The sequence below is a fragment of the Streptomyces sp. NPDC057137 genome (genome assembly GCF_042670825.1).
Lineage (GTDB): Bacteria > Actinomycetota > Actinomycetes > Streptomycetales > Streptomycetaceae > Streptomyces.
In genome coordinates this window covers 61433-83580 of the sequence record NZ_JBHUUW010000034.1, presented here as the reverse complement: position 1 = coordinate 83580, position 22148 = coordinate 61433, and the positions used below count along the sequence as shown (strand labels likewise).

Sequence of the window (22148 nt, the reverse complement as noted above, 5' to 3'; positions counted from 1 at the left end):
GCTCCGGGCCGACGACCGGCCCGGAGCCCCGCGGAAGCCGTACGTCAGCGGCTGTGCCGGCCGCCCGCGGGCTGGGCCCTGCGGCGGACCGTACCGAACATCACGGCCGCGCCTGCGGCGAGGATCGCCGCGCCACCCGCCGCGAGGTACGGCGTGGTGCTGTCGCCACCGGTCTCGGCGAGGTTCTCCGAACCACCCGCAGGCTGCTGGGCGGCCGGGCCGGCGCCGTTCGCCTCGGGGGCGTTGGCCTCGGGCTCGGCGGCGGGCTCCTCGTAGCCACCGGCGTCCTTCGCGGCGTCCTTCACCTCGGCCGCCCCGGCCTCGTCCGGGCTGTCGCCGCCGTGTCCGTTGTGGTCGACGGTGGACTTGGACGCGCCGTCCTCGACATCGGCCTCGGAGGGGGCGGACGCCTCGGGCGCGGCGGCCGAACCGCCGTTGTCGGCGCCGAAGACCACGTCGGAGCAGGTGTAGAACGCCTCCGGGCTGTCCGAGCGCTGCCAGATCGAGTAGATCAGGTGGCGGCCCGACTTGTTGGGGACGATGCCGTCGAAGACGTACGCGCCGTTCTCCAGCTTCGGGTCGGTGACCTTGGCGAACGGCTTGTCCTCCAGGTCGGACCAGTTCAGCGGCTTGCTCGGGTCGTAGCCGTCCTTGGTGATGTACAGCTCGAAGGACCCCTTGTGCGGGGCGGTGGCCTTGTAGGTGAAGGTGCGGTTGCCCGCGGTGAACGGTGACGAGGGCCAGTCGCCGCGCGGCAGGTCGAGCCCCTTGTACTTGTCGCGGCCGGCCGAGCAGAGCTTGCCGTCCGGGATGAGCGACTGGTGGTTGCCCGCGGCGTTCGCGATGTTGACCTCGTTCCAGTCGTAGAACGCCTGCGTCCCGCTCGACGCGACCGCCGCCTTGCACGCGGCCGACCGCGGATTCTCGGGCCCCTCGGCGAAGCAGGCCGACACGCGGCTGACCGGGTTCGTCATCGAGCCGTGGGCGGCGGCGGGGACGGCCGCGAGCCCGATGAGCGCGAGCGGCGCGACGCCCAGCACGACGATTCCGGTGGTCCTGCGACGAGCGGTCATGGCTGCGTTCTCCTTCTGAGCGGCACAAGCGAGGGGGAGCGGAGCGGGACAACTCCCGGCGGCGTGACCTCCGTTGCACACGGCGCCACCGGTGGTCGTCCCGCTCCGGCCCTCAGCAAGCTAGCCCCTCGAAACCCCGGAACGGCCTGCTGGGACGGGGTGAAGAGGATCCTTATGGTCCGCTTAAGGCGACGCTAAGCGAGTGCTGAGACTCACGTGGCCGGACCCGGCCCGTCAGACGTTCGGCACCGTGTCCTCGAACGTCGTGCCCGCCGCGCGGTACCCGTTCACCAGCGTGCCCACCTGGGCCGGGCTGAGGACCTGGTCCTTCACGTGCAGCACGTAGTCCACCTGCTGGTCGTACGAGCGCGGCGTGGTGCTGGTCTGGCCCGCCAGGTCGATCAGCCACTGGTTGAAGTTGATCGACATCGGCCGCTCCGGCAGATACGCCGCCCCGTGCGTGCCGAAGTGCTGCCCGTCGACGTAGTACGTGATGGCGTTGTTGTCGATGGTCACCACCAGGTCGTGCCAGCCGGCATAGCTCTGCCGGGCCTCGCTGTGCTGGTTGACGGCCTCCCACGGGTCGGGGCGGTAGGTCTCCCACGAGGTGGTGTAGAGGATGTTGGCGGGCTCGCCCCAGCCGCCGTTGGGCAGATACTCGAAGTCGTACTCCGCGTAGTCGTCCGCCATCGGCGCCTTCAGGTCGTTGATGGTGAAGAACGTCTGGACGAGACGGTCGCCGTCCGGGCCCGACCTGGGCGCGTCGCTGAACTTCACGCGCGCCGCGTACGTCCCGTTGCGGAACTTCATGGACCGGGTGAGGATCTCCGTCTGCTCCGTGGACGCGGCCGTCCCGGCGGTCGAAGTCTCCAGGTTCATCACCGAGTTGCCGCTCTGACTGGCGAACGTGACGTTCTCCGGTACCCAGTTGGCGCCGGGCACACCCGGACCGCCGGAGTTCGCGCGGACGCTCCAGCCGTTCGCGGCGATCCTCGGATCGCTGTGGCCGCTGTAGTTGAAGTCGTCGAACAGGGTGGGGCCTTCGGCCGGATCGGTCGGGTCGGTCGGATCCGTGGGGTCGGTCGGGCCGTTGCCGCCGGGTGCCTCGCCCCAGACCGTCGCGCCGCCGACGTGCGCCGTGATCCGGGACCAGTCGCCGTACGTGGCCCGCTCCCGGCCGAAGGAGTAGTCGTCGCTCTGCCCCAGCGGCTGCCAGTTCGTCCGGTGGAAACGGAGCTGCATGTCGCCGGTGTCCGCGCCGGGGGCCAGGGTGCCCGCCCCCGCCGTGAACGCGATCTCCAGATACCGGTCGGCGGTGGCGGTCGGGTTGGCGAGTGTCCCGAAGGTGCCGGTGATGTTGGCGCAGCCCTTCACCGCCCAGGAGCAGGCGAACCGGTAGTCGGCGGACGCCGAATCGGCCTTGAAGTAGTACCGCACCTTGACGGCGCTCAGCTGTACGGCGGCGCTGCCGTTGTTGCGTACCTTCAGCCAGGGTTCGCTCTGGTCGGCGGTCGCCCCGGAAGCGCTCGTACGGTACTGGACTACGAGCCCGTCGGCCGCCGAAGCGGCGCCGGCGGACGCGGGCATCGCCGCCAGCGCCGTACAGCTCAGGGCCACCGTGACAGCGGCGGCGGCTGCCGCGCGGACGCGGCTCTTGGCGAGTTTCCTCATGGGACGCATGGGGTGTTCCTCTCCGGAACGGTGGTGGGGGAGGGGGGAATTACGGACGGGGTGGCGCCGTACCTGCGGGGATGGTCATGAGGGACCGAGGGGTTAGCGGGCGGTAGGGGACACCGAGGGCGTCCAGCCGGGCGGTGTGCCGGCGCAGCCGCTCGACGAAACCGGCCCAGTCGCTGCGCCCGCCGGACCAGGCGCGGTCGGCGAGGGCGCACAGGCGGGGGTAGCTGAGGTACTCGATCCGGTCGGGAGTCTTCACGTACTCGGTCCACAACTGCGCCTGCGTACCCAGGACTTGGGCGGTCTCCTCGGCCGCCCAGTCGCCCGGCACCGGTTCGTTCCCGTGGACCGCCCGCAGACCGACGGGGTCGCCGGGCTGACCGAGCGGTTCGCACGGCTCGGCGGACTGGGCGTAGTCGAGGTAGGTGGCCCGGTGATGGGCGGTCACGACCTGGTGGCCGCGCCGGGCGGCGGCCAGGGCGTGCGCCGGATCGCGCCAGGTCATCACCGTGAAGTCCAGGGGCAGTTCGGTCCCCGTCTCGGCCCAGCCGACGGGCCTGCGGCCCCGCTCCACCAGGAACGCGCCGATCCGGCCCATGAACCAGCCGTGCAGCGCCGCCGGCCCGTCGAGCCCTTCCGCCGCCGCGCGGGCACGCGCCACCGGGCTGTTCTCCCACTCGGTGGTCGGGCACTCCTCGCCGCCGATATGGATGTACGGGGACGGGAAGACGTCCATGACCTCCTCCAGCACCGCCCGGCAGAAGTCGAGGGCCTGGTCGTGGACGCCGAGCACGGTGTCGCAGACGCCCCACCTGGTCCACACGTCGAGCCTTCGCTCCGGGTGGTTGCCCAGTTCGGGGTAGGCGGCGAGGGCCGCGCGGACATGGCCGGGCATCTCGATCTCCGGCACGACACTCACCCCGCGCTCCGCCGCGTAGCTCACCAGGGCGCGCAGTTCCTCCTTGGTGTACGTCCCCGAGTGCGGGACGCCGTCGAAGCTGTCGCCGCCCCGGCCCGGCGGCCAGGTCATCGACTCGCTCCGGTGGCCGCCGACCGAGGTCAGCCGGGGGTAGGCGTCGACCGGCATGCGCCAGCCCTGGTCGTCCGTGAGGTGCAGATGGAGGGTGTTGAGCTTGTGGAACGCGAGCAGGTCCACATATCTGCGCAGGTACGACACGGGCTGGAAGTGCCGGGCGACGTCCAGCATCGCCCCGCGCCAGGGGTGCGTCGGCACATCGCTGATCTCGACGCAGGGCAGCTCCCAGGAGCCGCCCCGTGTCTCGCCCGACAGGGCCTCGGCGGGCAGCAGTTGACGGATCGTCTGGACGCCGCGGAGCAGGCCGGTGGGCCGGGCGGCGCGCAGCAGCAACGCCCGCGGGCCGACGGTGATCCCGTACCCCTCCTCGCCGAGACCGGTGAGCCGCGGGTCGAGCGTCAGCACGACCTGGCCGTCGGCGGAGGCGGTGAGCGGCAGTCCGGTGGCCGGGGTGAGCAGGGTGCGCAGGAGGTCCGACGCCGCCTCTGTGCCGGGCAGGGAGCGGAGGGAGGTGCGCCGGTCGAGGGTGAAACGGCCGGGGCGGGGCGAGACCTTGCGGGGCCGGGGGACGAGGGCGAGTTCGGGGTGTGACGCTGACACGGCGGTGGCCTCCGGGAGTTTCGGATCTCGGAAAGGTGCGCGGGCTGTGCCGACGGTTGCTCCGCGCGGCTCAGCCCTTCACGGCGCCGGCCGCGAAGCCGGAGGTGACATGGCGCTGGAGCAGCAGGAAGATCACCAGCGCGGGCAGGGCGAAGAGTGTCGAGGCGGCCATGGTGGCGCCCCAGTCGGTGCCGAACGTGTTCTGGAAGGACGACAGCCAGACCGGCAGGGTGCGGTTGTCCTGCTCCTTGATGATCAGGAAGTTGGCGTAGGCGAACTCGTTCCACGCGGTGATGAAGCCGAAGAGCGAGGTGGCCATCAGGCCGGGCATGAGCAGCGGCAGGGCCACCCGCCGGAAGGCACCGGTCCTGGTGCAGCCGTCGACCTGCGCCGCCTCCTCCAGCTCGGGCGGAATGGTCCCGATGAAGCCCCGGAGCACCACGATCGTGAACGGCAGCGTGATCATGAAGTAGACCAGGGTCAGGGTCGGCAGCCGGTCGAGCATGTTGGTGTCGCGGGAGATGATGTAGATGGGGATGATCAGTGATTCCCAGGGCGCCATCTGGGCGATGAACACCATCAGCATGAAATGCCGCCGGCCCTTCCACCTCATCCGGGCGACGGCGAACGCGGCCCCGAGCGCCACCAGGAGCGACAGCAGCACCGCGCCGAGCGTGACCAGAACACTGTTGCGCCAGAAGAGTTCGAAGCCGTCGGCCCCCACCGCTCTGCGGAAGTGGTCCAGCGTCCAGGTGCCCGGCACCAGTTGGGGATCGGCCGACTGGATGTCACGGGACGGCTTGAAGGCGGTGGAGATCATCCAGTACACGGGGAACAGACACACCACGACCGTCACCACGGCGGCGGCGTTCAGCGGAAGCCGGCGAACTCGGGGGCGTAGCAAGGTCATCGTGACTCGTCCTCCTGGCGGAGCATCTGACGGAAGTAGAGGACGAGCACCCCGGACATCAGGACCACGGTGAGCATCGACGCCGCGGAGCCCAGGTCGTAACGCTGGCTGGAGAGCGCCGTCTGGACCGCGTACACGGGCAGGATCGTCGTGGCGTCGCCCGGCCCGCCGCGGGTCATCACCCAGATCTGGACGAACGCCTTGAACGTCCAGATCACCTCCAGCGAGAACACCAGCAGGAAGATCGGCCGGAGCATCGGGAAGGTGACCGAGCGGAAGATCCGGGCGCCCGAGGCCCCGTCCAGCCGGGCCGACTCGTACAGCTCGGTGGGGACGGTGGTGAGCGCCGAGTAGAGGGTGATCGCGGCGAACGGCACGGACTGCCAGACGATCAGCAGGACGAGGATCACGAAGGCGGCGGTGCCGTTGGCGAACCACGGGTAGCGGTCGAACGAGTCGAAGCCCAGCGAGGTGAGTGCCCAATTGACGATGCCGAACTCGGAGTGGAACAGCCACTGGAACACGGTGGTGGCCGCGACGACCGGCATCGCCCAGGCGAGCACCAGCGAGCTGAGGACCACCGTGCGGCCCGCCTTCGCCAGCCGTTCGGTCATCAGCGCGACCAGCGTGGCGAGCACCATGATCAGGACGACATTGACGGCCATGAAGAGGAAGGTGCGGCCGACCACGTCCCAGAAGCGCGGATCGGACAGCAGTGTCTGGTAGTTCCGCAGCCCCACGAACTCGGCGTCCCCGGTGATGAGTTGGCGGAGTCCGAAGTCCTGGAGGGAGATCAGCACGGCCCGCAGCAGCGGGTAGACGAGCAGATACAGCATGCCGGCGATCGCGGGTGCGATCAGGGCGTACGGCCAGAGGTTGTGCGACGGGCGGGAGCGCTTCGGGCGTCCGGCCGGGGGGCCGGGGGCCGGTCGGTGCTGGGGGGTGCGTGGTGCGGTCCGCTCACGGATGACCGGCACGGCGACTCCTCTCGGTGGAGTACCTCGCGGGGGAGTACTTCTCGCTGGACTCGGTGGAGTGCTTCTCGCCGGGATTCCGCCCGGAGGAGTCGGAGGAGTCGGAGGAGTCGGAGGAGTCGGAGGGGTCAGGAGCCGGAGTTGGCGTTCATGGCCCTGGTGATGTCCTGCGACGCCTTCGCCGCTTCCTTCGCGGCGTCACCGCCGATGAGGACCGCGGTCATGTAGTCCTTGATCGGATTCTCGGCCTCCACCGCCGCCCAGCCAGGGGTGTTGGGCGTCGCGTGCCCGTTCGCCGCCCCGACCGCCATCGCGGCGGCGCCCGGGTCGTCCGCCACGGCCGATGCCAGCGTGGTCCGGTTCGGCACATAGCTCATGGCCACGGCGAGCTTCTTCTGCCAGGCGTCGCCCGTCAGTTCCTCGACGAACGTCAGCGCCTCGTCCGGGGAGCCGGCCGCGGCCGGGATCACCAGGTCGGAGCCGCCGGTGAAGACGGCGCCCGGAGCGGCGGCGGTCTTGCCCGGAATCGGGAAGAAGCCCAGCTTGTCCTTGAGTTGGGCGTTGTTCTCGATGACGGCCTTGGCCAGGCCCGGGGTGGCGAGGATCTGGGCCACCTGCCCCTTCGCCATCACCTCGGCCTGCGGCGGATCGTCCTCGTCGGAGTCCTTCGGGCCCTTGCCGAGTGCCTGGAGCTGTTCGTAGAACTCCATGCCGCGCACCGCCTCCGGCGTGTCCAGCGCGCCCTTCCACCCACCGCCGGACTCGGTGGCGAAGTCGCCGCCCTCGTCCCAGATGAAGCCGCCCAGCGCGTACCACAGCTGGCCGGGCAGATAAATGCCCTGCGTATCGCCCTTGTTGAGCTTGGTGGTCGCCTCGATCCACTGCTCGCGGGTCTTGATCGCGGCGGCGTCGATGCCCGCCGCCTCGAACAGATCGGTGCGGTAGACGACGACCCGGTTCGCCGCGTAGTACGGGATGCCGTACTGCTTCCCCTCGTACGCACCCGGCTCGGCGAGGCCCTTCAGCCAGTCCTCGCCCTTCAACTCCCCTTTGCTGTCGCTGAGATCGAGCAGTCCGCCGCTCGCCGCGAACTGCGCGACCTGGGTGTTGCCCACCTCGATCACATCGGGCGCGTCGTTGCTGGCGAGGGCGGCGGTGATCTTCTCGCCGATGCCGTCCCACTCCTGGATCTGGACCTTGGCCCTGATCTTCGGGTGCGCGGCCTCGAAACCCTCGACGAACTCCTTCTGGAACGAGTCCGAGACGCTGTCACGCATCAGCCAGACGTCGACCGTCGTCCGTCCGTCGCCACTCTCGTCGGCGGAGTCGGAGGACGTACTGCAGGCACTGAGTACGGCGGCCATGACCAGCACGGAGCCACCCGCGAGCAAGCGGTGCTTCACGATTCACCTCGGAGAGAGCAAGACCTGACCACCTGACCAGTGAGGCCCACTGGACAGCTCACCTCTTGATGCTGGATGAAGGTGGCATAGACCAATGAGACCGTCAACCCCTCGCGGTACAAAGGACTTTGGCGATCTACGTGGTCTTCGAGGCGCTTCCCCTTCCCGGGAGGACGGTTACACTTGACCTGACCAGTGGCCGAGTTGGGGCACTGGTTTGGTGAACTGGTAAGTCTGGTAAGTGTGGTGAGTGAGGCAGGCGTCCGGAGGGGGACAACACCATGGATGTCGACGTACCCGGGACGGTGCTCAAACGGGAGCGGGCCCGTGACGCCGTCCTGGAGCTGATCGAGTCACGCAACCCCGGGGACGCCATCCCGTCCGAACGCGCCCTGTGCGCGCTGCTCGAAGTGTCGAGGCCCACCGTGCGCTCGGCGATCGACGAACTGGTGGCCGCCGGGCTGCTCGTCCGCGAACACGGCCGCGGCATGTTCGTCGCCCCCGCGAAGATCACCCAGGAGCTGGTCTCCGCCGACCTCACCCTGACCGTGCCGCGCGCGGCCGGTACATGGTCGAGCCGGCTGCTGGAGTTCACCACCCACCAGGCCGGCGCCCGGGTCGGCCGCAAGCTCCGTATGTCACCCGCCGAGGACATCCTCTACGTCGCCCGGCTGCGGCTGGTCGACGGCGCCCCGATGGCGATCGAGCATCTGCATCTGCGGGCCGCGCTCGCCCCCGGCCTGACGGCCCAGGAGCTGGAGAGCGGCGATCTCTACGAGCATCTGCGGGACACGCACGGGGTGCACGTCCACGAGGCCGTACAGGCCATCGAGCCGACGGTCGTCACCCGCGCGGAGGCGCGGCTCCTCGACGTACCCGAACTCTCCCCGGCACTGCTCTTCGAGCGGCTGACCTCGGACACCACCGGCCGGCCCGTCGAGTACGTCCACTCGCTGTACCGGGGTGACCGCTACCGGATCGTCTCCCGGCTGACGCTCGGCCCGGCGGCGGCAGCGGCGGCGCCGGCCGACGGGGACAGGGGCGGGGAGGGCGACGGGCATCATCCGGGTATCCCGCCGGGCGACTTCGCACACGGTGACGCCATCACGTCGTCGACCCGGGGGGACATCCAGTCGGGCGGGTGAGCCGAGATCACCCCTGCCGGCGGCCGTAGTGGCGTGCCACAGCGTGGAAGGACTCCTTCGGCTCCCAGTGCCAGTCGGAATCCGGGTCCTCCGGATCGTCCTTGAGGGTCTTGGTGAGGCTGTAGCTCGCCATGTCCAGATCGTGGAGCGGGTCGCCCGGGCGGTGCTGCGCGTCGGGCATGACGAAGTGGTAGATCAGCGACGCGTACAGGTTCATCGACTCGAAGACGTCGAGCACGTCGCTGATGTACGCGGCCTGGGTCCGCTCGCTGCGGACCAGGTTCCCCTTGATCTCGCCCTTCTCGTAGTCGACGACGTCCCACCCCATGCCGCCCGCCGCCGGGGCGCCGACATACGTGCACGTGCCGCACTCGGTGATCGCGACCGGTTTGCGGTGGCGGAGGTAAGGGGTCAGCTCGGCGACGTGGTCGGCCTTGCGCGCGAAGTACGAGTAGTAGTTGACGCTGACGATGTCGAACAGGTCCCAGTCGACCTGGTCCTCGTGCGCCGCGCCGTACGTCAGCCGGCCGTGGAAGACGGACCGGCCGACCTTCGCCGCGCGAGCGATGAAGGCGGTGAGCCGACGCTGCGTCAACTCGGGGTCGTAGGTGCCCGCGAGGAGGTTCTTGATCCGCTCCAGGGCGTCGGCGCCCGGCACGATGCCGGGGACGTACAGCACGAACTCGCAGCCGACGCTGAGATGGACGTCGGCTCCCTGGCGGCGCAGCCGCTCGGCGTGCTCGCCGGTCTCCGCCAGATGGTCCAGGATCTCCCGCTCGGGGCGGTCGCCGAGGCGCGGCTGGAGCCAGACGTTCAGTCCGCGCTCCGCCGCCTCCGCCGCGGTGGCCCCCAGCCGTTCGACGCCGTCGCCGAAGACGGAGACGGTGTTGGCGTGCAGGTCGTCCCTGATGGCGCGCATGTCCGCGCGCATCCGGCCGGCGTGCCAGCCGGTCGCGGGGCTCTCGCCGGAGCCGACCTCGTACATGACCCCCCGATGCGTCACACCGTCGCCGGGCCGGCCACGCCGGGGCGCCGGTTCCTCCACGGCCCGCGCCCGCCCCGCCGCGAACGACCCCGCCACGCCCGCGATCCCGACGGCCGCCGCCCCGCCCAGAAACCGCGCCCGGTCGATGCCTTCGCCTCGCACTGTGCCTCCCCGTGTCCCTTGTGTGCGCACCACTGTGCCGAGCGCGGGGCCGCCGGGGCCTCGGCCGAAGGTCTACCGCGCGGTGACCTTGGTAGCGGTGCGGTGCGACGAGGGTCGGGCCCCTTCCCTGGCACACTCCACGCCCGGGACAACACCGTTCCGCGCGAGTGAAAAGAGAGACCCCGCGATGGACTCCTTCGAAGTGGCCGCCGCCCTGTTCCGCGTACTGGAGACAGGCGACGCGGCCCTGGCGAGGCGGGTGGTCGCCGCCGGCAACCACAACCGCGAGGCCGCTGTCTCGCCCGCCGCCTGCTCGATTCCGGGGCCCGCCGGGACGCTGGCGTCCGGGGCGTGGATGAGGTCCGCGTTCAGCGAACTGCGGTTCCCCGTCACCGACTCGGCGGCCAAGGACGACAAGGTGTGGCTCCTGCTGCGGATGCGCGGCACCCACACGGGACCGTTCGTACGCTTCCGGAACGGAAAGCTCGACCAGGCGATCCCGCCCACGGGGCGCGAGATCGACTTCGAGCAGCTGCATGTGGTGACGGTGCGGGACGGCGAGGTCGTCCGTCACGAGGCGCTCAGGGACGACCTCACGATGCTGGGGCAGCTCGGGGTCTTCCCGCCGAGCCCTTCGGTGATGGGGCGCGTGGTCACCTGGCGCGTCACCGGCCGGGCGAAGAAGGCCGCCGACGAGGTGACGGCGCTCTCGGCGGCGGCAGCCGCGTCCTTCACCAAGAACTAGAAGGGCGAGGCCCCCTCACCCCACCCAGCGGTAGCGCCGCTCCGGGCGGCCCGTTCCGCCGTACCGGAGTGTGACCTCCGCACGGCCCGTGTCGGCGAAGTACTCCAGATAGCGCCGCGCGCTCACCCGCGACAGTGCCCCTTCGTCCGCGCACTGCGTCGCCGAAAGACCCTCCTCGTGGCGGCGCAGCGTGCGCTCGACCAGCTCCGCCGTGTGCGCGGCCAGCCCCTTCGGCAGCTCACGTGAGCCCGGCGGGCGCGTACCGAAGATCTGGTCGACATCCTCCTGGCGCGCCTCGCCCAGCCGGTCCAGCCGGGTCCGCAGCGACGCCACGTGCCGCAGCTGCTCCTGGAGCGCCGACTGACTGAACGGCTTGATCAGATAGTGCAGCGCCCCCGCCCGCAGCGCCGCGCGGATGACGCCCGCGTCCCGCGCCGCCGTGATGAACAGGGCGTCCACGCTCGTACGGGTCGCGTCCCGCTCCTCCGCCGCCCGCAGCTCGCGCAGCACCGCTATCCCGTCCATGTCGGGCAGATAGATATCGAGAAGCACCAGGTCAGGTCGGTTCCGCTCCGCCGCGCGCAGCGCTTCGGCACCGCTGTGCGCCACACCGACGACGTCAAAACCGTCCATAGCGGACACATAGCGGCTGTGCAGTTTCGCGACCATGAAGTCGTCGTCCACCACCAGCACTTTTGTCACGCCGTCACGCTAAGCCGCGACCGCAACGACCACAACGTCCGTTGATTCCGGAAGAGAGACAGCTTCTTAACGCGGAGGCAACATGTGGGCCACCTCACTGCCCTACGACTTGCTTCCCTGAAAGGCGGCACACGTGCGATTCCGCACTCCCCTCGCCCTCCTCGGGGCCGCGCTGCTGGTGCTGGTGGGTCCGCCGCTGCTTTCCGTGGGCAGTGGTGGCGACACCGGTACACAGATACCCGGCCTGCGTTTCATGGTCCCGAACACACCGGGCGGCGGTTACGACATCACCGCCCGCACCATGGCCAAGAACGCCGAGGACGCCGAACTCAACCACAATATCGAGGTCTTCAACCTGCCGGGAGCCGGCGGCACCGTCGGTCTCGCCCGCGCCGTCAGCGAGCACGGCAACGGCAAGCTCGCGGTCTCCATGGGCCTCGGCGTCGTCGGCGCCGTACGGACCAACAACTCGCACGAGACCCTCGCCGACACGACGCCGATCGCCCGCATCAGCGAGGAGACCGACATCGTCGTCGTCGGCAAGGACTCCCCGTACAAGACGATCGACGACCTGCTCACGGCATGGAAGAAGGACCCGGCCAAGCTGCCCGTCGGCGGCGGTTCGTCGCCCGGCGGACCCGACCACCTCGCGCCCATGCTGATGGCGCGGGCCGCCGGGATCGCACCGAAGACCGTCAACTACGTCCCCTTCGACGGCGGCGGCGAACTCCTCGCCTCCATCCTCGGTAACAAGGTCGCCTTCGGCGTCTCCGGTCTCGGTGAGTACCGCGACCAGATCGAGGCGGGCGAGCTGCGCCTGCTGGCCGTCACCGGCCCCGAGCGGGTCCCCGGCATGGACGCGCCCACCCTGCGCGAGGCGGGCCTCGACACCGACTTCACCAACTGGCGCGGCGTCGTCGCGCCCCCCGGACTCTCCGACGCCGAGCGCGACAAGCTCATCGCCTTCTTCGAGGAGCTGCACGCCTCACCTCAGTGGAAGGACTCGCTGAAGAAGAACGGCTGGGACGACGCCTTCCTCACCGGTGAGAAATTCGGCGACTTCCTCGCCGCCGAGGACAAGCGCGTGGAATCCGTCCTGAAGGAGCTCGGACTGTGACCACCCACCCGAACACCCCCGCCGGCACCTCTCCTCCCAAGGAGGAGACCTCCGGGCCCGGGACCCCCGCGTCCCGCGGCACCTCCTGGCTGCGCGAGCATTCCGAACTCGGCGTCGGCCTCATGCTGCTCGTCCTCGGCGTCCTCGTCCTCACCGACGCCCTCACCATGGACGTCGACATCACCCAGCGCGGCCCGGTCGGTCCCAAGACCGTGCCGATCGTCGTCGGCATCGGTCTGCTCGTCGTCGCCGTGCTCCTCAGCCTCGACGTCCTGCGCGGCGGCCGGGGTGAGGCCGAGGGCGGCGAGGACATCGACCTGAGCGAACCGAGCGACTGGCGCACGGTGCTGCTGCTCGCCGGGGTCTTCCTCGGCAACGCCGTACTCATCGGCCCCCTCGGCTTCCCCATATCCGGGGCACTGCTCTTCTGGGGCTCCGCGTACGCGCTCGGCAGCCGCCACCTCCAGCGCGACCCGCTCATCGCGGCGGGCCTCTCCCTCGTCACCTACTTCATCTTCAACAACCTGCTCGGCGTCCCCCTCCCCGGTGGCCCCCTGATGGGAGTGATCTAGACCATGGACTCCCTCAACTCCCTGATCGACGGCTTCGGTACGGCGCTCACGCCGATCAATCTGCTCTGGGCCGCGATCGGCGTACTGCTCGGCACCGCGATCGGCGTCCTGCCCGGCATCGGCCCGGCCATGGCCGTCGCCCTGCTGCTTCCCGTCACCTACGGCCTGGAGCCGACCGGCGCGTTCATCATGTTCGCCGGCATCTATTACGGCGCCATGTTCGGCGGCTCCACCACCTCGATCCTGCTCAACACCCCCGGTGAGAGCGCGGCGGTCGTCGCCGCTATCGAGGGCAACCCGATGGCCAAGGCGGGACGCGGCGCGCAAGCGCTCGCCGCGGCGGCGGGCGGTCACTTCGTCGGCGGCATGATCGGCACGATCCTGCTGGTCCTCCTCGCCCCGACCGTCGCCTCCCTCGCCGTCGACATCGGCGCGCCCGACTACTTCGCGATCATGGTGCTGGCGTTCATCGCCGTCACCTCGGTCCTCGGCTCGTCCCGTATCCGCGGACTCGCCTCGCTGCTCATCGGCCTCACCATCGGCCTGGTCGGCCTGGACCAGATGACCGGCCAGCAGCGCCTCACCTTCGGCACGCTCCAACTCGCGGACGGCATCGACGTCGTGATCGTCGCCGTCGGTCTCTTCGCGATCGGCGAGGCCCTGTGGGTCGCCGCGCACCTGCGCCGCTCCTCGGGCGAGCCGGTCCCGGTCGGCCGCCCGTGGCTGGGCAAGGACGACGTACGGCGCACCTGGAAGCCGTGGCTGCGCGGGCCGCTCATCGGCTTCCCGTTCGGCGCGATCCCGGCCGGCGGCGCGGAGATCCCGACGTTCCTCAGTTACGTCACCGAGAAGCGGCTGTCCAAGCACAAGAAGGAGTTCGGCAAGGGCGCCATCGAGGGTGTCGCCGGACCGGAGTCGGCCGCGTCCGCGTCGGCCGCCGGAACGCTCGTGTCGATGCTGACCCTCGGGCTGCCGACGACCGCCGTCGCCGCCGTGATGCTGGCCGCGTTCCAGCAGTACGGCATCCAGCCCGGACCGCTGCTGTTCGAGCGGGAGTCGGAGCTGGTGTGGGGCCTGATCGCCTCGCTGTTCGTCGGCATGGTGCTGCTGCTGGCACTGAATCTGCCGCTCGCTCCGGTGTGGGTGAAGCTGCTGCGCATCCCGCGCCCCTACCTCTACGCGGGCATCCTCTTCTTCGCCGCCGTCGGCGCGTACGCGGTCGGCGGGGAGGCGCTCGACCTGGTGATCCTGCTGATCATCGGCCTGATCGGGTTCGGCATGCGGCGCTACGGGCTGCCGGTGCTGCCGGCCGTCATCGGTGTCATCCTCGGCCCGGCCGCCGAACAGCAGATGCGCAGGGCGCTCCAGATCAGCGACGGAAGTGTCTCCGGCCTGGTCGACACGCCCTTCTCGGTGACCGTCTACGCGGTGATCGTGCTGATCGTCTGCTGGCCGCTGGTGCGGAAGCTGGTGGTGGGCCGCCGGAAGAAGGACGAGGAGACCAAGGTCCCGGCGTAGTACGCCTGTCGGGCCGCGGCCGTCCCCCCGGGGACAGCCGCGGCCCTTCTGTCGATTACGGCCCTTCCGGCGATTGAGGACGAACCGGCCCGGGCCCGCCCGTGACCGAGCGCCCTCCGGTCCGCACTGTCGGTGGCGGATGCGACCATCGTCGTATGACCGCGATCGACTGGGACGACGCCGCAGACTCCTTCGACGAGGAGCCCGACCACGGGCTGCTCGATCCGTCCGTGCGCAAGGCGTGGGCCGCCAAGCTCGCCGGCTGGCTGCCGGCCGAGCCGTCCAGGGTGCTCGACCTCGGCTGCGGCACCGGCAGCCTCGCCCTGCTCGCCACCGAGCAGGGCCATCGCGTCACCGCCGTCGACCTCTCGCCGCGCATGGTCGGACTCGCCAGGGCCAAGCTGTCGGGCACGGACACGGAGGTGCTGGTCGGCGACGCGGCCCGACCGCCCGTGGGGGAGCGGACGTTCGACGTGATCATGGCCCGTCATGTCCTCTGGCTGCTGCCCGATCCGGACAGGGCCCTGGCCCACTGGCTGTCGCTGCTGCGGCCCGGCGGGCGGCTGATGCTGATCGAAGGCGTCTGGGCCGGCGCCGGACTGCCGGCGACCCGCGTCACGATGTCCGTCGCCCCGCTCGTCGAGCGCGTGCAGCACGAGCACCTCTCGGCCGACGCCGCGCTCTGGGGCCGCGCCGTGGACGACGAGCGGTACGCGCTGATCGCCCACGCCGCCCAGAGCCGCCGCCACACGGAAGTGGTCGACGTGCATCTGATCCTGCGCAGGGGCGACGAGGTGCTGCTCGCCCGCCGGTCCGGCACGGGCTACGGGGACGACCTGCTGAACGCCCCGGCGGGCCATGTCGAGGACGGCGAGGACGTCCGCGCCGCGATGATCCGCGAGGCGGCCGAGGAGATCGGCGCCGCACTGGACCCCGAGGACGTGCGTACGGCTCTGGTGATGCACCACCGGGGCCCCGGTGGACGCCCGCGCACGGGCTGGTTCTTCGAGGTGCGGTACGAGGCGGAGCAGGCGTCCTGGGAGCCGTACAACCGGGAGCCGGAGAAGTGCTCGGGCCTCTCCTGGCACCCGCTCTCCGCGCTCCCGGACGACATGGTCGCGTACTGCCGCGCCGGCCTGGAGGCGTACCGGGCGGGGGAGCGCTTCGTCATCCACTGGCACGAGGACACCGACCCGATCGCCCACGACCCGGACGGCATATCACGCGCGGTCCTGCTGGCCAGGACGGACCAGAGCGCTACGACGGGCGGGGCGGACCCAGCAGGGTCGTGAACGCGTCGTCGCGTACGAGGAGTTCCAGCTCGTCCAGCGCGCGGCGCGCCGCGTCGGCCGCCACCGGGTCGCGGTCGGCGAGACCGCTCTCCTCGAACTCGTCCTCGTCGAGCCGCAGGACCGTCCCGCCGTCGGCCGACGCCCAGAGGTCGAGGTCCAGGTCCTCGACCAGCAGCTCGTACCGGAGTTCACCGGGCCCGCGGCCGTGCACGACCGTCGGCCGTGTCACGTCGCAGTACCAGCCCTTGAGCGTGCCGTCGCCCGTACGGACCTCCTTCACCGCGTACCACCGGTCGCGCCAGTAGTGCTCGGTGAAGACGTCGCCCGGCTCGAAGCGTACGAAGCCGAAGTCCCGTACGCCGGGGGCCGCCCAGGGCGCGCGCACCACCAGGTGTGTGCCGTCGTCGGCGACCAGGGTCGCGGGGTAGCGGATCTTCGTACGGCCCGCCTTCACCAGGTGCACCTCCACCTGGACCCCGGTGGCGGTGCCTGGTCCGGTGTCAGGTGAGTTTGCGGACATGGCGTACCTCCGAGGCGCAGATCTCGTAGCCGAACCAGGTGTTGATCGCCAGCATCGGCCCGTTCTCCGCGTCGTTGTTGGTGAACGCGTCCGTGTAGCCGGCGGCGCGGGCGCGGCGCAGGGAGTCGGCCTTCGCGGCCTTGGCCAGCCCCCGGCCGCGGTAGTCGCGCAGCGAGCCCGTCATGGCCGACAGATAGCTGGTGGCGCCGTCCGTGTGTGCCGCGGTGAAGGCCGCGATCCGGCCGTCGGCGACCACGAGGGTGCTCAGGCCGCGGTCCAGACAGGGGTGGTGCCAGGTGTTGTTCAGCCAGTCCTCGTAGTCGTCGAGGCTGGTGCTGATGTCACCCGGTTCGTCGGACGACGCCTCGGCGTCGGCCTCGAACACCGGCCGCGGGTCGTCGGCGAAGTCCGCCGCGGTCGCCAGCGTGCAGCCGGCGGGGAGTTCCGGGGGCTCGGGCAGCGCGCCTCCCGCCAGGTCCAGCCGCTGGAAGTGCGCGCCGCGCAGCGGCGAGTAGCCCCGGTGCTCGGCGAAGGCGCGGGCCGCCGGGACATCGTTGACCCAGGTGAAGAGGCTGGTCGCGCCCTCGGCGGCGAGATGCTCCTCGGCCGCCCGCAGGATCGCCGATCCGACGCCCTTGCCCGTGTGGTCGGGGTGCACATGGGGGTTGAGCCGGGCGACCCCCGCCTCGTCGCTGTCGTACGCGAGCGCGACATGCGAGGTGCCGACGACCTCCCCGTCGTACTCGGCGACCAGCATCCGGTACTTCGACGCCGGGTTGGCGCTCCGCACGGTGAAGTGCAGGGCCTCCTCGGTCGTCACGGCGTACGGCACGGAGGCACGCCGGACACGGACGACGGCGGCGGCGTCACCGGGGCGGAAGTCACGAACGATCACAGTCATGGGGCGGCACGCTACGCGGGCCCGGAGCCGGAACGCCTCTCATTTTTCGGCCCCCGGAAAGCGGGGTGCCAACACGGCGGCCGAACGCGGGGGATGGGGGACAATCAGCCGTGTGACCTTGAGAATCGCCATCGACGACGACGCGGCCGCCGCCCCGTACGAGCAACTGCGCACCCAGATCTCCGAACTGGCGCGCTCGGGCGCGCTGCCCGTGGGACACAAGCTCCCGACGGTACGCGGCTTCGCCGAGGAACTCGGCCTCGCGGCGAACACCGTCGCCAAGGCCTACCGGGCGCTGGAATCGGACGGGGTGATCGAGACACGCGGCCGGAACGGCACGTTCGTCGCGGCGGCGGGCGACGCGGCCGACCGCAAGGCGGCGGCCGCGGCCCAGGAGTACGCGGAGCAGGCGAGACGGCTGGGCCTGGCCCGCGCCCAGGCGTTGTCGCTGGCCGAGGACGCGGTGCGGGCGGCGTACTCGCGCTGAAGCGCCACAGACGCCCGACGCCCCGCGCGTGATCATCTCGCCAGCCGGCCCAGCAGCGACGACGCCGCGGTGATGCCCACGAGCGCCGCGAAGATCAGCACCCCGAAATCGAGCAGCAGATGGGACGGCGTGCCGAGCAGCAGTCCGCGCAGCGCGTCCACCTGGTAGCTGAGTGGGTTGATCTTGCTGACCACTTGGAGCCAGCCGGGCATGATCGCCACCGGATAGAGCGCGTTCGAGGCGAAGAAGAGCGGCATGGTGATGGCCTGGCCGATGCCCATCAGCCGGTCCCGGGTCAGGACGATGCCCGCGATCGTGATCGACAGGCACGCGAAGAAGGCCGAGCCGAGGACCACTACGACCGCGACTCCGAGCAGCTTCAGCGGATTCCACGTCAGCCCCACCCCGAGGGCGGCGGCGATGACGATCACGACGAGCGCCTGGATGAGCGCCTTCACCCCGGAGGCGAAGGCCTTGCCGCTGATCAGCGCGGACCTCGGGGTCGGCGTGACCAGGAGTTTGGTCAGAATGCCGGCGTCCCGCTCCCAGATGATCATGATGCCGTAGAAGATCGCGATGAACATCGCGGACTGGGCGATGATCCCGGGCGCCAGGAAGTCGATGTACGGGATACCGCCGGTGGGGATGGCCTTGATGTGGGTGAAGGTCTCGCCGAAGATCAGCAGCCAGAGGGCGGGCTGGATGGCCCGGGTGTACAGCTCGGTGCGGTCGTGGCGCAGCTTCTGGAGTTCGACCACGCACATGGCGAGTACTCGGGCGGGCAGTACCCGCCAGCCCGTCCGGGGCGCCGGCGGTACGAGCAGCAGACTGAACCGCTCCGGATCGACGGCCTCAGCCGAGTCGGGACGCCGTCCGGCGGGTGCTCCTGACATCGCTGTAGTCACCTCCTTCCTCGTCCAGTCCCTGACCGACCACGTCGCGGAAGACGTCCTCCAGCGTCGGGGTGGTGCCGTCGTCCTCCGTGCCCGCCTCACGCGCCTCCGTACGGCGGCGGTCACGCAGTTGGCCACGCAGTTCGTGGGAGGTGCCGAGCGCGTGGATGCGGCCCCGGTGCATCAGCCCGACCCGGTCGCAGTACTGCTCGGCCTCGTCCATGTAGTGCGTCGTCACCAGCACGGTCATGCCGGTGGCCTGCCGTACGGCGTTGATGTGCTCCCAGACGCTGCTCCGGGCGATCGGGTCCAGACCGATCGTCGGCTCGTCCAGCATCAGCAGCCGGGGCGCGCTGACCAGTGCCTGCGCGAGTTCCAGCCGGCGGATCATGCCGCCGGAGTAGGTCTTGGCCATCCGGTCGGCGGCGCCGGTGAGATCGACGACGTCCAGTGCCTGGGCGACCCGCGCGGCACGCTCGCGGCGCGGGACGTCGAAGACGCGGGCGAACAGCGTCACGTTCTCGCGGCCCGTCAACGTGGCGTCGGCGGACAGTTGCTGCGGTACGTATCCGAGCAGGCGCCGTACCGCCATCTTCTCGTTCGCGGCGTCGTGCCCGAACACCCTCACCATGTTCGTGGGGACCGGCAGGAGCGTGGTGATACAGCGGATGGCGGTGGTCTTGCCGGCGCCGTTGGGGCCCAGCAGGCCGAAGATCTCGCCCGTGTGGACGGACAGGTCGAGGTTGTCGACGGCTTTGGTGTCACCGAAGGAGTAGTTCAGCGCGCGACAGCTGACGGCTTCTTCGGCGGCTTCTTCGGCGGCGTCATCGGGAGTTTCGTCGGGGGTCTCGTCGGGGGTCTCGCCGGCGGCAACAGGTCCTCTGGTCATGCCCCCTCCACTTCCTCGTGCAGGTTCCGGGCGAGCCTGCGCAGCGCCGGAAGCGCACCGGCCAGGGCCGACCGCTCGTCGTCCGTCAGCCGGGCCACCTGTTCGCGCACCAGCGCGGAGCGCCGCGCCTCCCAGTCGGCCAGCCGCGACGTCGCCGCGGGGGTCGGCATCAGCAGGACGGCCCTGCCGTCGGCGGGATCGCTGACGCGACGCAGATATCCGGCCCGGCTGAGCTGATTGACGAGCGTGGAGACCGAGTTCCCGGCGAGGAACAGCTCCCTCGCCGCGCCCGAGACCCGGATTCCCGGGTGGGCCGCGACCAGTCGCAGCAGATCGACCTGCGCGCCGCGCAGTGGCGGGGCCGTCAGGCCGGCCCTCAGCCGTCGCCGGATGGTGCGCTGCACTCCTGCCAGCACATCGGCGAGGGAGTCTGGGAGCGAGTCGGAGAACTCGACCGAAGTCATGGCTGCATTTTAGCTCTGACTGGGAGGAATCGGTCAGAAGGGATATTCGCGGCCAAGTCGACCGGTTGAGTCACCTACAGATACAGCCCGGCGTCCGTGCCCTTCGACTGGCCCGGGACCGATGTCGGGCCGCTGCCGCGGCGCAGCGCGAACAGCTCGGCCAGCGTCGCGCCCTCCCGGCCCACCGCGCCCTCCCAGTCGCCCTCCTCCCGGCTCAGCCAGCTCTCCGCCTCCGGGCGGGTCAGCGAGCCGACCTCGATACGGGCCAGACAGCGGCCGGGCCTGACGACCGCCGGGTGCAGCCGCTCCAGGTCCTCGTTGGTCGTCACCCCCACCAGGACGTTCCTGCCCTGGCCGAGCAGCCCGTCGGTGAGGTTCAGCAGCCGGGAGAGCGCCTGGCCGGCCGTGTGCTTGGCCTCGCCGCGGATCAGTTCGTCGCAGTCCTCCAGGAGCAGCAGCCGCCAGCGGCCCTTGGCCGACCCCTCGTCCTCGCCGATCGCGATGTCCATCAGATAGCCGACGTCGTTGAACAGCCGCTCCGGGTCCAGGACGCAGTCGACCTGGCACCAGTCACGCCAGGACCGGGCCAGCGTCCGCAGCGCCGACGTCTTCCCGGTGCCGGGCGGGCCGTGCAGCAGGAGCAGCCGCCCCGCGATGTCGTCCGGTGTCACCTTCATCAGCCGGTCCATCGCGTCGGCCACCGGCGCCGTGTAGTTGGCCCTGACCTCGTCCCAGGTGCCGGCCGCGATCTGCCGGGTCGTCCGGTGCGGGCCGCGACGGGGCGACACGTACCAGAACCCCATGGTCACGTTCTCCGGCACCGGCTCGGGCTCGTCCTGCGCGCCGTCAGTCGCCTGGGCGTGCACCTTCTCGGCGAGTTCGGAGGTGGTCGCGGTCACCGTGACGTCCGCGCCCCGGTTCCACCGCGAGATCAGCAGCGTCCAGCCGTCGCCCTCGGCGAGGGTCGCGCTGCGGTCGTCGTCACGGGCCGAGCGCAGCACGGTGGCGCCCGGCGGCAGCAAGGAGACACCGGACTTGACGCGGTCGATGGACGAACTGTGCGAGTGCGGCTGCTCGCCCGTCGCGAAACGCCCGAGGAAGAGCGCGTCGACCACATCCGACGGCGAGTCGCTGTCATCGACGTTGAGCCGAATCGGCAGGGCGTCCTGAGGGTTGGCAGACATGCGGCCCATGATCCGGCACGGGCGCCCCCGACGCACGGTGTTTTGCCCGGGGACGCCCCGCTCGCTCCGTGGTCCTCCTCGGTCCTCGTCAGCCCTCGCCGATCCGTCGCGCGGCCCGGCGGGCGCCCCGCACCACCGCGTACGCCTTCGTCAGCGCACGGTCGGCGGCGAAGACGCGGCCGAGGGACCGGCCGATCAGGCGCTCGAACTCGTCGATCCCCGTGGAGCGCCGCACCGTGAGCCGTTTCAGGGCGTACGGGCCCTGCGCCCGGCGCGCCGGCGCGTTGCCCACGGCCAGTGACTGCGTGAAGCCGGCCGCCCGCACGGCGCGGCGTACGCGGTGGGTGGAGTAGCCGTACGGGTACGCGAACGAGACCGGTGCCGCGCCCAGTTCGGTGGCGACGATCTCCCGGCAGCGTGCCGCCTCGTGGCCGAGACGACCGTCGTCCAGTTGGTCCAGCTGCGGGTGCGTATGGCTGTGGCCGCCGATCTCCACGCCTGCGGCGGCCAGTTGGCGCACCTGGTCCCAGTCGAGCATCGTGTCGAGGGCGCCGCCCTCGTCGTACGGGCCGCGCAGCCACCCGGTGGAGACGAACAGGGTGGCCGCGAAGCCGTGTTGGGCCAAGGCCGGCAGGGCGTGCCGGTGCACGCCCTCGTAACCGTCGTCGAACGTGATCAGCACCGGCCGCGCCGGCAGCCGCCCCCCACCCCGCCAGACGGCGGCCAGCGCGGCCGTCGTCAGCGGGGTGAACCCCCGCTCGCCGAGCAGCGCCAGCTGCTCGGCGAACGCGTCGGGCGACACGGACAGGGCGCGCACCGACGGGGCCGGCCGGTGCGCGAGCGCGTGATACATCAGGATCGGCACGGGTTCCTTCGTGCTCGGTACGGGCTCCTCACCG

At 70.7% G+C, this 22148-nt stretch carries 22 protein-coding genes; 7 read left to right on the top strand and 15 right to left on the bottom strand.

Annotated features, from left to right (window positions below):
• Positions 1–44: 44 nt before the first annotated feature.
• The 6 genes from ACFT9I_RS24885 to ACFT9I_RS24860 form a co-directional block, all read right to left on the bottom strand.
• Positions 45–1073 carry a lytic polysaccharide monooxygenase gene (locus ACFT9I_RS24885; RefSeq protein ID WP_382567598.1) on the bottom strand — a complete coding sequence of 343 codons (1029 nt, stop codon included), beginning with the start codon at positions 1071–1073 and terminating at the stop codon, positions 45–47.
• 234 nt (positions 1074–1307) lie between these two features.
• Complete coding sequence (locus ACFT9I_RS24880; RefSeq protein WP_382567609.1) at positions 1308–2744, bottom strand: cellulose binding domain-containing protein; 1437 nt, start codon at positions 2742–2744, stop codon at positions 1308–1310.
• Between the two features lie 49 nt (positions 2745–2793).
• Positions 2794–4386: a beta-N-acetylhexosaminidase gene (locus ACFT9I_RS24875; protein ID WP_382567596.1), complete on the bottom strand. Its 1593-nt coding sequence runs from the start codon at positions 4384–4386 to the stop codon at positions 2794–2796.
• Positions 4387–4456: 70 nt separating this feature from the next.
• Positions 4457–5296: a carbohydrate ABC transporter permease gene (locus ACFT9I_RS24870; RefSeq protein WP_382567594.1), complete on the bottom strand. Its 840-nt coding sequence runs from the start codon at positions 5294–5296 to the stop codon at positions 4457–4459.
• Positions 5293–6273 (bottom strand): carbohydrate ABC transporter permease, encoded by a 981-nt coding sequence (locus ACFT9I_RS24865; protein ID WP_382567592.1) that lies wholly within the window; start codon positions 6271–6273, stop codon positions 5293–5295. Before ACFT9I_RS24865 ends, ACFT9I_RS24870 begins: the two co-directional genes overlap by 4 nt.
• 125 nt (positions 6274–6398) lie before the next feature.
• Positions 6399–7673 (bottom strand): extracellular solute-binding protein, encoded by a 1275-nt coding sequence (locus ACFT9I_RS24860; protein WP_382567591.1) that lies wholly within the window; start codon positions 7671–7673, stop codon positions 6399–6401.
• A gap of 281 nt (positions 7674–7954) precedes the next feature.
• On the opposite strand from ACFT9I_RS24860, the gene ACFT9I_RS24855 reads away from it, so the two are divergent.
• Positions 7955–8818 (top strand): GntR family transcriptional regulator, encoded by an 864-nt coding sequence (locus tag ACFT9I_RS24855; protein ID WP_382567590.1) that lies wholly within the window; start codon positions 7955–7957, stop codon positions 8816–8818.
• A gap of 7 nt (positions 8819–8825) precedes the next feature.
• Here the strand turns inward: ACFT9I_RS24855 and ACFT9I_RS24850 are convergent, their stop codons facing one another.
• A complete protein-coding gene (locus ACFT9I_RS24850) occupies positions 8826–9965 on the bottom strand; it encodes an abortive phage infection protein (protein WP_382567588.1) in 1140 nt (379 codons plus the stop codon).
• 187 nt (positions 9966–10152) lie between these two features.
• On the opposite strand from ACFT9I_RS24850, the gene ACFT9I_RS24845 reads away from it, so the two are divergent.
• Positions 10153–10710 carry an ester cyclase gene (locus ACFT9I_RS24845; protein ID WP_382567586.1) on the top strand — a complete coding sequence of 186 codons (558 nt, stop codon included), beginning with the start codon at positions 10153–10155 and terminating at the stop codon, positions 10708–10710.
• Between the two features lie 15 nt (positions 10711–10725).
• On the opposite strand, the gene ACFT9I_RS24840 is transcribed toward ACFT9I_RS24845, so the two are convergent.
• Positions 10726–11379 carry a response regulator gene (locus ACFT9I_RS24840; RefSeq protein WP_382567607.1) on the bottom strand — a complete coding sequence of 218 codons (654 nt, stop codon included), beginning with the start codon at positions 11377–11379 and terminating at the stop codon, positions 10726–10728.
• A 166-nt stretch (positions 11380–11545) separates the two neighbouring features.
• On the opposite strand from ACFT9I_RS24840, the gene ACFT9I_RS24835 reads away from it, so the two are divergent.
• The 4 genes from ACFT9I_RS24835 (at position 11546) to ACFT9I_RS24820 (ending at position 15911) form a co-directional block, all read left to right on the top strand.
• Complete coding sequence (locus tag ACFT9I_RS24835; RefSeq protein ID WP_382567584.1) at positions 11546–12529, top strand: Bug family tripartite tricarboxylate transporter substrate binding protein; 984 nt, start codon at positions 11546–11548, stop codon at positions 12527–12529.
• Positions 12526–13101, top strand: a complete 576-nt coding sequence (locus ACFT9I_RS24830; protein ID WP_382567583.1) for a tripartite tricarboxylate transporter TctB family protein — start codon at positions 12526–12528, stop codon at positions 13099–13101. The genes ACFT9I_RS24835 and ACFT9I_RS24830 overlap by 4 nt, the downstream gene beginning before the upstream one ends.
• 3 nt (positions 13102–13104) lie before the next feature.
• Complete coding sequence (locus ACFT9I_RS24825; RefSeq protein WP_382567581.1) at positions 13105–14619, top strand: tripartite tricarboxylate transporter permease; 1515 nt, start codon at positions 13105–13107, stop codon at positions 14617–14619.
• Between the two features lie 155 nt (positions 14620–14774).
• Positions 14775–15911, top strand: a complete 1137-nt coding sequence (locus ACFT9I_RS24820; protein ID WP_382567580.1) for a methyltransferase domain-containing protein — start codon at positions 14775–14777, stop codon at positions 15909–15911.
• On the opposite strand, the gene ACFT9I_RS24815 is transcribed toward ACFT9I_RS24820, so the two are convergent.
• Positions 15877–16431, bottom strand: coding sequence for a DUF402 domain-containing protein (locus tag ACFT9I_RS24815; protein WP_382567578.1), 555 nt, complete (start codon positions 16429–16431; stop codon positions 15877–15879). The two genes, ACFT9I_RS24820 and ACFT9I_RS24815, sit on opposite strands and share 35 nt — an antisense overlap.
• Positions 16412–17332, bottom strand: coding sequence for a GNAT family N-acetyltransferase (locus tag ACFT9I_RS24810; protein ID WP_382567575.1), 921 nt, complete (start codon positions 17330–17332; stop codon positions 16412–16414). The genes ACFT9I_RS24815 and ACFT9I_RS24810 overlap by 20 nt, the downstream gene beginning before the upstream one ends.
• 112 nt (positions 17333–17444) lie before the next feature.
• Here ACFT9I_RS24810 and ACFT9I_RS24805 point away from each other — a divergent pair, with 112 nt between their 5' ends.
• Complete coding sequence (locus ACFT9I_RS24805) at positions 17445–17819, top strand: GntR family transcriptional regulator (protein ID WP_069629282.1); 375 nt, start codon at positions 17445–17447, stop codon at positions 17817–17819.
• A gap of 32 nt (positions 17820–17851) precedes the next feature.
• On the opposite strand, the gene ACFT9I_RS24800 is transcribed toward ACFT9I_RS24805, so the two are convergent.
• The 5 genes from ACFT9I_RS24800 to ACFT9I_RS24780 all read right to left on the bottom strand — a co-directional run bounded on the left by ACFT9I_RS24800 (position 17852) and on the right by ACFT9I_RS24780 (position 22102).
• Positions 17852–18712, bottom strand: a complete 861-nt coding sequence (locus ACFT9I_RS24800) for an ABC transporter permease (RefSeq protein WP_382567573.1) — start codon at positions 18710–18712, stop codon at positions 17852–17854.
• Positions 18672–19601: an ABC transporter ATP-binding protein gene (locus ACFT9I_RS24795; RefSeq protein ID WP_382567571.1), complete on the bottom strand. Its 930-nt coding sequence runs from the start codon at positions 19599–19601 to the stop codon at positions 18672–18674. Before ACFT9I_RS24795 ends, ACFT9I_RS24800 begins: the two co-directional genes overlap by 41 nt.
• On the bottom strand, positions 19598–20065 hold the full coding sequence (locus ACFT9I_RS24790; protein WP_382567569.1) for a MarR family winged helix-turn-helix transcriptional regulator: 468 nt from the start codon (positions 20063–20065) through the stop codon (positions 19598–19600). Before ACFT9I_RS24790 ends, ACFT9I_RS24795 begins: the two co-directional genes overlap by 4 nt.
• 74 nt (positions 20066–20139) lie before the next feature.
• Complete coding sequence (locus tag ACFT9I_RS24785; protein WP_382567567.1) at positions 20140–21249, bottom strand: DUF5925 domain-containing protein; 1110 nt, start codon at positions 21247–21249, stop codon at positions 20140–20142.
• 88 nt (positions 21250–21337) lie between these two features.
• A complete protein-coding gene (locus tag ACFT9I_RS24780) occupies positions 21338–22102 on the bottom strand; it encodes a polysaccharide deacetylase family protein (RefSeq protein ID WP_382567605.1) in 765 nt (254 codons plus the stop codon).
• Positions 22103–22148 lie beyond the last annotated feature (46 nt).